Source organism: Acinetobacter sp. YH12219 (genome assembly GCF_013417875.1).
GTDB lineage: Bacteria > Pseudomonadota > Gammaproteobacteria > Pseudomonadales > Moraxellaceae > Acinetobacter > Acinetobacter amyesii.
Genome location: NZ_VPDC01000004.1, coordinates 40,046 through 53,518, shown reverse-complemented (window position 1 = coordinate 53,518; position 13,473 = coordinate 40,046). Strand labels below are relative to the sequence as shown.

The window sequence follows — 13,473 nt, the reverse complement described above, 5'->3', positions numbered from 1 at the left end:
ACACATTGCCTCGAAAGAATGCTGTCTTTGCTACAATCCCTGCCCTATGTTCAATTTTCTACTCGGAAGAAGTTATGCGGGCCTTGTTACAACGTGTTTTGGAAGCCAAAGTGGTGGTCGATGGTGAGATCACGGGTGAAATTAATCACGGTATTTTGGTGTTTTTAGGCCTTGGCAAAGCTGACGATTTAGAAAAAGGCAAAAAGCTGATTGATAAGATCTTGAAATACCGCTTTTTTGATGATGAACAAGGCAAGATGGGCTGGAATGTCAGTCAAGCCGGCGGCGGTATCCTCTTGGTGTCTCAATTTACCCTGATGGCGCAAACGCAAAAAGGTCTGCGCCCCGATTTTGGCCCTGCCATGCCGCCAAACGATGCCAAAGCACTGTATGAACAGCTGGTCGATTACACCAAGAGCCAATATGACCATGTACAAACAGGCATCTTTGCCGCCGACATGAAAGTGCATTTGGTTAATGACGGTCCAGTGACCTTTAATTTAGAAGTTGAATAACCACTGAAGCATTAAAAAAAGCCCTCAAAAGAGGGCTTTTTTTAATGCTCCTCCTTTAGGAGGAGAACAAGGCGTAAATCTTACTTACCTGTTTTTTCTTTAATAAACGCACGTGCGATTTTGATTTTTTCTTTAACCGGTTTTGGAAGTTTAGGTGGAATTAACTTCGCCACTTGGTTAAACCAAACCAGTAGACCAAAATCACCTTCCATTTTAATACTGCCATTTTGCATACCCGTCATGAATGCAGTTGGGTCACCTTTCATCAGGGTTTTTACGCCCTGTTCACTGTCCGCAAATTGCAAAATAAAGTCTGCTTTTTCAGCATCGCCTGAAACAGTATCAATCTGTCCGTTATTTACAATAATTTGACGTGCAACACCTAAATCCGTGCCGATTTGAATGCGGAATTGACGCTCATGAACCAATTCAATGAATTTAGGGCTAGTACGTGCAAGCTGTTTCATACGAAGCGCTAAACCTGCCACGAGTAAATCAAGTGGATCCGTACTGACATCAACTAAAGGTAGTTTTACGACAGGAATTGATGATAGTTTCATGACTTAAAGCCTATTGTAATTGTTGGAAAATTGACTGGCTTCATCCTAACATAACTTGGCTTTTGAGAAGTAAGGCTTTGTATCTCAAATCGGACTAATGCGTTCATAAAAAAATGCGCCCTCAGGCGCATTTTCATTGAAATTTTGTTCTGACACTTATCGGCTCGAACATTGCTGTTCTTCATCATATACAGGCGTGTGCTCTATACATTGGCGCTTTGCCATCGCACGCTCTGCACGGCGGTCTTCACGTAACAATACTAAAGTGAATACCACCATTGCGGCCATTAATGCCGTTAAATAACTATAGGTCACTGATAATTCAAACATGGTTTGTGTGCCAAATCGAATCACTTCAATGAGTCCCCACACCAGCATCCCCGCCAGCATAAAACTTAACCAGCGACGATAAGGCGAGAAGAAAACAGCAATCACAGCCGCCGATACCAAGCTCAGGCCAACGATTGTTGCTAAATTCGCTGTTAACATAAAAACCTCCGTCATTTGACAGCTGACATCTCTTGTCTTACAGGATGCTGAGCCGTCTCACTACTGTATCTTCAGTAAATAGATTTGGTCGATCTCAATCTCTTGCAAGCATTATGCTGAGTTTTTTGCATAAAAAAAGTCTCGTTTTTTGTCCATGCGACACACCTTGTCGCAACATTATTTTGTCATTACATTTTTTCTTTTTAAAGAATTTCTAGAACAATGATGGCATCTCGTTTCGAGTGTCATTACAAAAAAAACAGCTGGTTTTAGGCTAAAAAAATTAATTTTTCGAATGCTGTTAATCGTTGTTTTTATCGACAATTTTCTTCTACCGTTCATCGGATGAGCTGAATTTTTGGCATAAAAAAACGCAGCCTTTTGGCTACGTTTTTTAGTATGACTTAAATGGTTTTAAGCACGATTCAAATCTTTATCATGCACACCAAGCAGGTAAAGAACACCATCTAGACCCACGCTTGAAATGGCTTGATTGGCATTTTGACGCACCAAAGGTTTCGCACGGAAGGCAACGCCTAAGCCAGCTAAAGACAACATAGGTAAGTCATTCGCACCATCACCGACTGCAATGGCTTGTTCTAATGAAATCCCCATTTCTTCAGCGATTTGTGTCAATAAGAAGGCTTTGCGGGCACCATCTACAATATGGCCTTTCACTTCACCTGTTACAGCACCATCTTGTACGTCCAGTACATTGGCATGGACTTCATCGATACCCAGTTTTGCTTGTAGATATTCGGCAAAATACTGAAAACCACCTGACAAAATAGCCGTGCGATAACCCAATGATTTAAGCGTTGAAATGAGACGTTCCGCACCTTCTGTGACAGTCAGACGTTCTGCAATCTTAGGCAATACCGAAGCATCCATACCTTTGAGCAGTGCCACACGTGCACGGAAACTTTGTTGGAAATCGAGTTCACCTTGCATAGCACGTTCAGTGATTTCTGCCACTTGAGCGCCAACACCCGCTTCAATCGCCAATTCATCAATTACTTCTTGCTCAATCAGCGTCGAGTCCATATCAAAACAAACTAAACGACGATTACGACGGTAAGCATTGTCCTCTTGAACGGCAACATCTACCCCAAGTTCGGTAGATAGACGTAAACATGCTGCACGCATCGCAGTGGCATCCAACATTTGGCCTTTTAAACCAAATTGAACGCAGGCACGGCGCGGACCTTCGCTCGATCCATCTAACTCTGGACGGCCAGATAAACGAGTCACAGTTTCAATATTGAAGCCTTGGCTCGACACAATATTTGTAACTGCCTGTAAATGAGATGCCTGTAATTCTGGCGCAAGTGCCGTAACGATATAGCGTGTGCGGCCTCCCTCATTTACCCATTGTTGATATTCTGTTGTAGAGATTGGTTTAAAGCGCACAGTTAAGCCAATATCATGTGCTAAAATCAACATCTCCTTCATGGCTAATGCTGTCGCAGTCTGGTCTTCCGACGAAACAACAATACCTAAAGTCAGCTGATTGTGGATGACTGCTTGTCCGACATCTAAAATCTGTAAGGAATGTGCGGACAAAACCTGCATTAATCGTGTAAATTGATTAGGTTGGTCAGGTCCTAAAAGTGATATAAGAATGATTTCTCGCATGAATTGACTCGGGTCTGAGCTACAACTAATGTAAGAATCATAATCTAAATTGAATAGAATTGCCTTGGAAGTTTACGTTGAATGCGCCTAGACAAGGGCTATTTGCTAGCCTATTAGTAGTTTGTTTTGCTTTGCATACCTTTTTATTGGTATTGGCAACAACCCACCAACTGAACGAAAACCGTGCCAGTCAGGGACAACTGATGACCAGTCAATTGGTTACAGACAGCCTATCTGAGCTTGAGCCGGCCAATACCGTATCATTAGCCTTACTTGCTGACCGCTATGCAACCAACCCGAGCGTGGCTTCCATCCGCATTTTAAATGCCAATAATCAAGTTTTGGCCACAGGCGGTTTGACCAAAACCCGTGACGGTGAAATCTTTGTTCGAGATGCGCTGCAAAACGAAAAGAAAGTTGGAACGGTTGAAATCACCTTAATTAAACCAAGTATTGGTGAAATCTTACGTACCCAATGGGCTGCGATTCTATTTTCATTATTCTTACATGGCTTGTTATGGTTGGCGTATCGCGCTATTGCGCGTCCAAGTCGTACTGAATATTTAGCGCGAATCAACAATGAATCACGTCTAAAACATGAAATTCAAACGCTAGCGCAGGCTTTAGAACAAGAAAAACATAATGCCGCTGTGGCGATTGCTCAAGCGCAGCAAAATACGCAAGCAAAAGCAAAACAGCATAAAGACATGAAACCAGTGGTTCTCGACAGCAACAGCTTGGCATTAAATATTCAATTTTATGATCCGAAACAGCTGCTCGATAGCGTCAACAAAACCGTGTCTGTGCCGTATTTTAATCTCTGCCAAATTTTCTTAAATAAAACCACAGAACTCTGTGTTCAACATTATAAATTGAACAGTTCTGACATCAGTACGGTACATAAGTTTGATGAACATGGCGCAACCATCAGCATGACCGCTGACACTCCAGATGCGCTGCGTTGCCTCACCATGATCAGCTCAGTATTCCAATTGCTTTCAGATGTTTTATATAAACGCTACCGTGAAGAAAAACGTTTCGTTTTACAAACCCGTAGCGCGATTTCAAGCTCTGTCGAAGCCATGCAATTGTCTTCTGTACAAGCGGCTGAACGTTTAGTCCAACAATTGGTTGCTAAAGAAAGTGCCATTCATGTGCCGACAACTTTGCTCAAAGAGATTTCAGATCATTTCCAATTGTTCAGTTTGCCAAATCCGACCAATGTGCTCACTCGTCATGCATTTATGCTCAATGGAATGGACAGTGATGCCGCTGAATTGGCTCAAAACTTCAGAACTGAAATTTTAAAATCCAAACAGTCAAAAGCCTCGTAAAGGTTTGAGCGAAATCAAAAATCCCGACTTAAGTCGGGATTTTTTGTTTTAAACAGTCGAAATTTTCTGTGCAATCAAATATTTTTGCGCGTTATGCGGTTCGGTACCTGCTTCAACTGCGACTTTCTCCCATTGCCCATTCGACTGCATTTCCCATGCATTTTGATTATCTTCCAAATAGTTAAGTAAACCATCTTTCATAATGCGTTTTTTCAAACGGCTTTCCAAAATGGGAAAACAAGTTTCGACCCGTGAAAATAAGTTACGTCCCATCCAATCGGCACTGGCACAGTACAATCGTTTTTCGCCTGCATGCTCAAAATAATACACTCGAGTATGCTCTAAGAAGCGTCCGACGATAGATCTCACATGAATATTCTCAGACATACCTTTGACCTGAGGAATCAAACAACAAATCGAACGGATAATTAAATCTACAGATACCCCTGCTTGCGATGCACGATACAAAGCAGCAATCAGTTGCGGTTCCGTGAGTGCATTGACCTTCACAATAATTCTTGCGTATTTTCCCGCTTGTGCGGCAACAATTTCCTGTTCAATCAGTTTCAGTAATTCAGTATGCAGAGTAAATGGTGCATGCAGTAAGGCTTTCAGCTTCGCCATCTTGCCCATACCGGTCAATTCCTGAAACATGCGATGCACATCCTCGCAAATATCGGGATGCGTCGTCATCAGGCCATAATCGGTATACATCCGCGCATTGCCTGCGTGGTAATTACCTGTTCCCAAATGGGCGTAGCGCAATAGTTGATTATTTTCACGGCGCACAATCAAAATCATCTTGGCATGGGTTTTATAGCCCACAATGCCATACACCACGACAGCCCCAGCTTCTTGCAATATATTGGCCACGGTAATATTGGATTCTTCATCAAACCGCGCCCGAAGTTCTATAACTGCGGTTACTTCCTTACCGTTGCGAGCCGCCTCCGCCAAAACTTGTACGATGTCCGAATCTGGCCCACTGCGATAAAGCGTCTGCTTAATGGCTAAAACCTGAGGGTCTTTTGCAGCTTCACGTAATAGGTTAATAACCGGTTGAAAGGAGTCAAACGGATGATGTAACAACACATCTTGTGTTTTTAATACATCAAAAATCGCGGTTTGTTTCCGAAAAACTTTAGGAATAATTGGTGTATAGACCGGATATTTCAGTTCTGGCCGATTAAAACTGGTACTGAGCCGCGATAAATTGATCGGGCCGTCAATGCGATAGAGCTCCTGCTCACTCAAATCAAATTCATCTAACAAATAATCAATAATGCTTTGCGGACAATCATCTTCAATTTCTAAACGAACTGCCCGACCAAAACGGCGTGAAGACAATTCATCTTTTAATGCCACCGCCAAGTCATCCACATCCTCAGCCAAAACCAAATCTGCATTGCGTGTCACTCGAAAGGCATAACAGCCCGTCGCTTTCATCCCCGGAAATAGGTCATTGATGTGTTGCTGAATAATGGCGGTCAGGAAAATTTGTGTCTCTGCACTGCCTTCAACTTCGACGGGCATTTTGATTAAACGCGGCAACGAACGTGGCGCAGGCACAATCGCCATTTCAATGGCACGACCAAAGGCATCTTTGCCTTCTAGGCTCACAATAAAGTTGAGGCTTTTATTGACCAAGCGTGGAAACGGATGAGATGGATCTAAGCTAATCGGTGTTAAAACTGGTTGAACTTCTTTACTAAAATAATGGCTAATCCACGCCCGATGTTTTTCTAAAATATCTTTAAATTGAATAAAGCGAATGCCTTCACTTTGTAATGCAGGCAATACAGCATGATTGAGGGTCTGGTATTGCTCTGCAACCGTGTCATGAATCACTTGGGAAAGTTCATCTAAGACCACTTCAGTCGGAATGGCATCTGGCGTCCGTGCAATCGCATTCAAATCTCGTTGTTTCATCAGCCCCGCAATGCGAATTTCAAAGAATTCATCTAAATTGCGTGAAAAAATGATGAGAAAATTCAAGCGTTCAAGTAAAGGTAAACTTGAATCGAGTGCCTGAGCCAAGACCCGCCGATTGAAATCTAAAAGTGACAATTCACGATTATAATAGGTCTCTGATGAATGCTGAAAATGTTGCATACCCTCTCAATGCTGTTTGAAACAGTCTATATCTAAAGTGGTTGCCGGCATGTTAGGCAGCGGAGATGACACTTATGTTACAAATAGCATTAATCAATTAAAAAGGCATGCAATTCCCTAAAACACTGTTCATCAAATCGTAAAATTTATTTTCGACATAAAAAATAGAGGGACATTGCCCTCTATTTTACTGAATTTTTTTGTTTATTGCACAGGCTTGTCTTGTTCCAATGCTTTGGGCTCACTCGTCCGCGCTGCCCAATAGGTTGCCAGTGCAGGACCCGAAATATTGTGCCACAAACTAAAAATCGCACTCGGCACAGCGGTCAGAGGTGAAGCGACAAAATGGGTCGCCGCCAATGCCACACCCAAACCTGAGTTTTGCATCCCGACTTCAATTGATACTGCTTTACAGTCTGCATAGGGCAATTTAAATATTCGGCTGGCCCAAAAACCCAATAGATAGCCCAAGCCATTATGTAAGGCCACTACCCCCAGAATCAGTAAACCTGATTGCAAAATCTGTGTTCGGCTACCCGCAATGATTGCTGCCACAATCGCTACAATTGCCACAACAGAAACCAATGGCATGACCTGTATATAGGCATCCACTCGGTGCTTAAAGACAGTTCGAATCATTAACCCCACAATGATCGGAAATAAAACCACTTGTAAAATTGAAACCAACATCGATGCCGCATTAATTTCGATCCATTGGCTTGCCAGCAAATAGAAAATCGCAGGGGTTAAAACCGGTGCGAGTAATGTCGAAACAGAGGTACAGGCAACAGATAATGCGGTATTACCTTTTGCCATATAGGTGATGACATTAGAAGCCGTTCCACCCGGACAGCAACCGACAAGAATGACCCCGATCGCGATCTCTGTCGGCAGTTGTAATAATTTACACAAGAAAAAAGCCAATCCCGGCATCACAATAAACTGTGCCAAAACCCCGATCATCACAGCTTTAGGGCTTTGCAATACACTTTTAAAATCTTGCAGTGTCATGGTCATGCCCATACCCAACATAATGATGCCTAGCATCCATGGGATATATGCTTTTAACCAAACAAATACATCGGGAAAAAACATGGCGAGCGCTGCAAACAGCACCACCCAAATCGCAAATGTTTTCTGCACAAATTGAGTGAATTTTAAGAAAGCCGACATAGGCATCTTCCATTTAAATACAGGGACAAAAAAAGGCACACCCTTGTGCCTTTTCTCAACTGAGCCCACTGGGTCATGCCAAAGATAATGCCTGTGCATGCTGCTGCACAATATCTTTCAGGTAAATACGCTTCACCCCATTCGCCAACATGTCTTGCCATGCATGCTGTAAAGAACCCTGTAAATCGATCCCTTTGGTCAAATCAGCAATCACAAAAGTTTCAAAACCAAGCTTACGTGCATCCATTGCCGTCCATGCAACACAGAAATCCGTGGCAATGCCCACCACAAAGACTGTATCAATACCACGTTCGCGCAAATAGCCCGCCAAACCTGTTGAAGTTTTCTGATCTGCTTCCATAAAAGCAGAGTAGCTGTCGATATGCTGATGAAAACCTTTACGGATAATTAGCTGCGCCGTTGGTAAATTTAAATCAGGATGCAATTCGGCATCCTGTGTGCCTTGTACACAATGCGTCGGCCACAATACTTGCGTTCCATAATTCAGCTCTATGCTGTCATAAGGTACATGCTCAGGATGATTTTCAGCAAAAGAGATATGGTCGGCTGGATGCCAATCTTGAGTCAGCACAATATTCGTAAAGTATTGCCCCAGTTGATTAATCCCTGGAATAATTTGATCGGCATTGGCAACAGCCAACTGACCGCCTGGGGTAAAACCATTTTGTACATCAACCACAATCAGCGCTGTATTTTTTTGCATATCTCTCCATCCGTTGTCATGCATTTTCGGCGACTCTACTGATTCGCTCATATTTTAAAAGCCTTAGTATTCAGTCCTGTGCGTAAAAATAAAATGACTGTCCTTCCTGACAATACCGATACTTGGGCAAATGCTCAACCAAACGTTGTGCAAAGCGTGGGTAAATACGGGCTTTTCGCTGAGTCGAAGCATGAAAATAAAAATATCGCGGTTGATGTTGAAAGATATATTTTAATAAATGGCGGCGTGTCTGTTGCATGACCTCAAACGCATTAATATTTTCAGCAACATCTTCTAGGGTAGGTTCATCGGCAAAGGCCAACCACGCATTTTGTCTCGGCTGATGGCGATTTCTTTGAAATACAGGTTTGAGTTCCAAGATAAATTCGTATTGATGTAGATACAAACTGAATTCACGTTGATCAACTTTAAAAATTGCGACCAGTTTTCTTGCTGACATAGCCCCTCTACGTTGATTTTTTATTTTCTCTTTCTGCTGTATTTTTACATAAAATACATTTATTTATCTTGATTTAAAGCATTAGCGCGACTTCAATTGTCGCCATAAAAAAGCCCGCAATATGCGGGCTTTTTTGATATGACATGTTCCTTAAGCTGGAATACGACGTACCAACAACAACATAAATACTGCAGAGATTGCGATACATGGAATCGCAGCGGTAATCACCCCTGCCGCACCAAAACCTGCTGCCAATAACTGACCCGCAATTGCAGGGCCTAACATTGCACCGACACGACCAACGGCTGAAGCTACTCCAACACCCGTACCACGTAACTGTGTTGGATACACGATACCACCGAAGGCATACAGTACCCCTTGGCAACCAATCACGAATGCACCGACTAAAGCTGACGCCATGTACATTTGAGTCAATGAACCTGCACCATTGAGCGCAAATAGACCTGCCAAAATACCGCCGTACATCAAAATGATCACATAAGCTTTCTTCCAACGGTCAGTCAACATACCTAAAATGATCGTACCAATGGTTGCACTCACCATGAAGTAGAACTGCGCAGTTGCACCATCTTTACGTGTGAAACCGAGTTCGGTGAACAACGATGGTAACCAGCTCAACATGATGTACACCACCATCAAGGTGAAGAAGTAGCTCACCCAAATTGAGAAGGTACGTAAACGGTTTTCTGTGTTGAATAGGTTTTTGAAAGCACCTTGTTGCACTTCGCCATTGGCAGTCGCTTGAACCGCTTGATCTTTGGCTTTCAAGAATTCACGCGATTCAGGCAAGAACCAAATCATCAATGGAATCACAACAATCGGTAATAAACCGCCTAAATAGAAAATATTTTTCCAGTTTGCACCGAAGTCTGTCATTGCAACCAATGACAAGATTGCCGCACCCACAGGCATACCACAGTACATCAAACCGACTGCACGACCACGATTTTGTGGTGTTACCGCTTCAGATGCCAAGGTAATCAAAATTGGCATTGCTGCCCCTAAACCTGCACCTGCAAGAAAACGTACGGCCAATAAGCTATGGAAACTGTTTACCCATACCGTACATAAGGTAAAAATGGCGAACATCCCCGTAGACCAAATTAATATTTTTTTACGGCCCATTCGGTCTGCAATCCGACCACCCACCAAAGCACCAGGTAATAATCCTAAAATACCGGCACTAAAAAACACCCCTAGCTGCGAGCTATCCAGCCCGAAATATTCACGAATCCCTGCTGCTGCAATACCTGCAGCCTGAATATCCAGACCTTCGATTACGGCAATAAGGAAACAGATTGCTACCGTGACAATAGCATGCTTGTTATCTGACTTTTCCATTGGAGAATCCTTGTTGTCATCAGCGTTCAAATTAAGTCGCATCATCGCTGAGCCTTATAAAGGATATAACTACCAATAAGTTGAAGCCTTTCGTCCAAAATTGGATTACGTGCATGGTGTAATAGTTTTTGTGCTTTAAGTCACAAAGTCGTAAAAACAATTAAAAATTTAAAATAAAAAAATATGAATCGTGCAATGAACAGTCAAATCAAGCGATCTTTTTAAACACTCATAAAAACATGTCTATTTCTATTAGATATAAAAAAGATTATTACCCAAGTTTTTAACAATCATTTGTAATAAAACCCGAGCGAATTGATATAGTTTTTAAATCTTTAGTCATTGTTATTTAATCTTAAATTCTGATTAAAAAGCACGGAATACAGATAGATCAACCTTTTGCTGATGATTTAATCAATCCCATCAACCATGCCAACCCTCTCGATTGAATAACACATTTTCAAGATTCAGCCCTTGCTGAACAATTTTCAGGCTGCAAAAAAACCGCTATTTTACACTTGATTGTTTTAAGTTTGATTTGTATAAAGAATTTTATGGCTTTGACCAAAGCATATTGTTCTTATGCGTTTGATCAGTCATAATTTGCGTAAGCATTATTCAATTTGGGTATAGCCCAATGAACATGCTACAAATCAAAATTCGAAACCATCCAGAAATCAATATTTCATCTTGTCGGATGGACAAATAGGATAGCTTTTCAAAATGACTCAGCAAGCTCAGACCATTCAAGGTTCAATTGTCGCAATCGTCACCCCAATGTTTGAAGATGGCAGCGTAGATTGGAAGAGCCTCGAGAAGCTGGTTGAGTGGCATATAAAGCAAGGCACTAATAGTATTGTTGCTGTAGGGACTACAGGTGAAGCTTCTACCTTGAGCATGGCCGAACACACTCAGGTGATCAAAGAAATCATCCGTGTGGCGAACAAACGCATTCCAATTATTGCCGGCACAGGTGCAAACTCAACCCACGAAGCAATTGAACTCACCAAAGAAGCCAAAGAATTAGGTGCAGATGCGGCATTATTAGTTACACCATACTATAACAAACCTACCCAAGAAGGCCTGTATCAACACTACAAAGCGATTGCTGAAGCTGTTGATTTACCTCAAATTTTATACAATGTACCTGGCCGCACCGGTGTAGACATGCACAACGACACCGTGATCCGTCTTGCTGATATTCCACAAATCGTGGGCATTAAAGACGCCACTGGCGATGTTCCTCGTGGTCAAGAACTCATTGAAGGCCTTAAAGGCAAAGATATGGTGGTGTACTCAGGTGATGATGCAACGGCTTATCAGTTAATGGGTTTAGGTGCTAAAGGCAACATTTCGGTTACTGCGAACGTGGCGCCAAAAGAGATGAGCGAAGTGTGTGCAAGCGCTTTGGCGGGTGACGCAGTTCAAGCCGAGCAACAAAACAATACTGTTGCAAATTTACATCAAATTTTATTTTGCGAATCGAACCCAATTCCTGTGAAATGGGCACTTCATGAGATGAACCTGATTGAAACAGGCATTCGCTTACCATTAACACCCCTTGCAGAACAATATCGTACTCCGCTTCGTGAAGCACTCATCACTGCGGGCGTTATCAAATAAAGAAGAGCAAACATCATGCAATTACGTTTAGGACTTAGCCTGGCACTTTCAGTATTTACATTAGCCGGTTGTAGTTCACTTGCCTTTAATAATGGCACACTGGACTATAAACAAACCACAGATGTTGAACCGCTGAAATACCCTGAAGGGTCAATGGTTCGTCCTGCAACGCCTTTGTATCCTGCTCCATCAGTTGACCCGCTAGCAATTGAGCATGCACCAAAGCTTGAAAATAAGCGTGGCAATCGCTATGCCCTTCCGCGTCCAGCCGCGGAAAAAAATAATGTCGTCGCAGATTCCTCAACAGACAGTACAAATATTAGCCGCCCTCAACTATTGGTGGATGGAAATCAAAATCCACTGATCAAAGTTGAAGGAAATTCTGCTACAATTTGGCAATACACACTTGCTACCCTCAGCAGCCTTAACCATACCATTGTTGGTCAGAGCAAAAACCGTTACGAAGTAACCGTCAAGGTCGATCAGCAGACCTATGTCTTAAGACTTTCTTCTGTAGGTTCAAGCAATAACATCGCTGTGTTCAATGCCGATAACAGTTTTGCAGACAAAGAAAAAGCTGCAGATCTGTTAGCTCAGATTTACCAAAATTGGCCAGCCTAGTCGTACTAGGCATTTTTTCTCGAAAAAGGTTCCCTCATGTTAAAACAAACCTTGCTCTATACTGGTAAAGCGAAATCTGTTTATGAAACAGATAGTTCTGACCACCTCATCCTAGTTTTCCGTGACGATGCTTCTGCATTCAACGGTGAAAAAATTGAACAACTGGATCGCAAAGGTAAGGTGAACAACCGTTTTAACGCCTTTATCATGGAAAAATTGGCTGCGGCTGGTATCGAAACTCATTTCGAAAAACTTCTTTCTCCAACTGAAGTTTTAGTGAAAAAATTGACTATGGTTCCTGTAGAGTGCGTAATCCGTAACTATGCAGCAGGTTCACTTTGCCGTCGTTTAGGCGTTGAAGAAGGTAAAGAACTTACTCCGCCAACTTTCGAATTGTTCTTCAAAGACGATGCGTTAGGCGACCCAATGGTGAATGAATCACAAGCGATTGCATTAGGTTGGGCGACTGCAGAACAACTCGCTCAAATGAAAGAATTGACTTATAAAGTAAACGAAGTACTTAAAGGTCTATTCGATGCAGGCAACATGCTGCTTGTTGACTTTAAACTTGAATTTGGTGTGTTCCACGACCGTATCGTACTGGGTGACGAATTCTCTCCAGACGGCTGCCGTCTATGGGACAAAGACACTAAGAAAAAACTCGACAAAGACCGTTTCCGTCAAGGTTTAGGCGGTGTGGTTGAAGCGTATGAAGAAGTTGCTGCACGTTTAGGTATCGACCTTTCTGATATCTAAGTCGTTCATCGATTCAAAAAACCGAGCTCTTTAGCTCGGTTTTTTAATAAAATATTACTCGATTAATCCATGATCGAAAAAACAAATGTTAACCATAAAAATCCTCTGT

General features: G+C 42.4%; 13 protein-coding genes. 5 read left to right on the top strand and 8 right to left on the bottom strand.

The annotated features are described in order from the left end of the window. Positions 1-74: 74 nt before the first annotated feature. Complete coding sequence (gene dtd, locus FTV04_RS03660) at positions 75-515, top strand: D-aminoacyl-tRNA deacylase (RefSeq protein ID WP_168379709.1); 441 nt, start codon at positions 75-77, stop codon at positions 513-515. 80 nt (positions 516-595) lie between these two features. Here dtd and FTV04_RS03655 read toward each other — a convergent pair whose 3' ends face one another. The 3 genes from FTV04_RS03655 to serB all read right to left on the bottom strand — a co-directional run bounded on the left by FTV04_RS03655 (position 596) and on the right by serB (position 3,199). Beyond that, positions 596-1,075 carry an SCP2 sterol-binding domain-containing protein gene (locus FTV04_RS03655; RefSeq protein ID WP_078190615.1) on the bottom strand — a complete coding sequence of 160 codons (480 nt, stop codon included), beginning with the start codon at positions 1,073-1,075 and terminating at the stop codon, positions 596-598. A 156-nt stretch (positions 1,076-1,231) separates the two neighbouring features. Continuing rightward, positions 1,232-1,564 carry an AciT family ciprofloxacin tolerance protein gene (gene aciT / locus FTV04_RS03650; protein ID WP_078190616.1) on the bottom strand — a complete coding sequence of 111 codons (333 nt, stop codon included), beginning with the start codon at positions 1,562-1,564 and terminating at the stop codon, positions 1,232-1,234. 414 nt (positions 1,565-1,978) lie between these two features. Then, a complete protein-coding gene (serB, locus tag FTV04_RS03645) occupies positions 1,979-3,199 on the bottom strand; it encodes a phosphoserine phosphatase SerB (protein WP_078193257.1) in 1,221 nt (406 codons plus the stop codon). Between the two features lie 77 nt (positions 3,200-3,276). Here serB and FTV04_RS03640 point away from each other — a divergent pair, with 77 nt between their 5' ends. Then, a complete protein-coding gene (locus tag FTV04_RS03640; RefSeq protein WP_180088685.1) occupies positions 3,277-4,533 on the top strand; it encodes a hypothetical protein in 1,257 nt (418 codons plus the stop codon). A 48-nt stretch (positions 4,534-4,581) separates the two neighbouring features. On the opposite strand, the gene ppk1 is transcribed toward FTV04_RS03640, so the two are convergent. The 5 genes from ppk1 to mhpT all read right to left on the bottom strand — a co-directional run bounded on the left by ppk1 (position 4,582) and on the right by mhpT (position 10,364). Next, the gene (gene ppk1, locus FTV04_RS03635) at positions 4,582-6,645 is read right to left on the bottom strand and encodes a polyphosphate kinase 1 (protein WP_180088683.1); all 2,064 of its coding nucleotides are present in this window, start codon (positions 6,643-6,645) and stop codon (positions 4,582-4,584) included. Between the two features lie 204 nt (positions 6,646-6,849). Beyond that, positions 6,850-7,818, bottom strand: coding sequence for a bile acid:sodium symporter family protein (locus tag FTV04_RS03630; RefSeq protein ID WP_180088681.1), 969 nt, complete (start codon positions 7,816-7,818; stop codon positions 6,850-6,852). Positions 7,819-7,891: 73 nt separating this feature from the next. Further along, positions 7,892-8,542, bottom strand: coding sequence for a bifunctional nicotinamidase/pyrazinamidase (gene pncA / locus FTV04_RS03625; RefSeq protein ID WP_078193259.1), 651 nt, complete (start codon positions 8,540-8,542; stop codon positions 7,892-7,894). A gap of 70 nt (positions 8,543-8,612) precedes the next feature. Further along, positions 8,613-9,002: a hypothetical protein gene (locus tag FTV04_RS03620; protein WP_180088679.1), complete on the bottom strand. Its 390-nt coding sequence runs from the start codon at positions 9,000-9,002 to the stop codon at positions 8,613-8,615. 150 nt (positions 9,003-9,152) lie between these two features. Then, complete coding sequence (gene mhpT / locus FTV04_RS03615; protein WP_180088677.1) at positions 9,153-10,364, bottom strand: 3-(3-hydroxy-phenyl)propionate transporter MhpT; 1,212 nt, start codon at positions 10,362-10,364, stop codon at positions 9,153-9,155. Positions 10,365-11,087: 723 nt separating this feature from the next. Here mhpT and dapA point away from each other — a divergent pair. From dapA to purC, 3 genes are read left to right on the top strand one after another with little or no spacing between them, the layout of a single operon-like run. Then, a complete protein-coding gene (dapA, locus tag FTV04_RS03610; protein ID WP_078193262.1) occupies positions 11,088-11,987 on the top strand; it encodes a 4-hydroxy-tetrahydrodipicolinate synthase in 900 nt (299 codons plus the stop codon). 15 nt (positions 11,988-12,002) lie between these two features. Then, complete coding sequence (locus tag FTV04_RS03605; RefSeq protein ID WP_078193263.1) at positions 12,003-12,608, top strand: lipoprotein-34 precursor (NlpB); 606 nt, start codon at positions 12,003-12,005, stop codon at positions 12,606-12,608. Between the two features lie 36 nt (positions 12,609-12,644). Then, the gene (purC, locus tag FTV04_RS03600) at positions 12,645-13,364 is read left to right on the top strand and encodes a phosphoribosylaminoimidazolesuccinocarboxamide synthase (RefSeq protein WP_078190626.1); all 720 of its coding nucleotides are present in this window, start codon (positions 12,645-12,647) and stop codon (positions 13,362-13,364) included. Positions 13,365-13,473 lie beyond the last annotated feature (109 nt).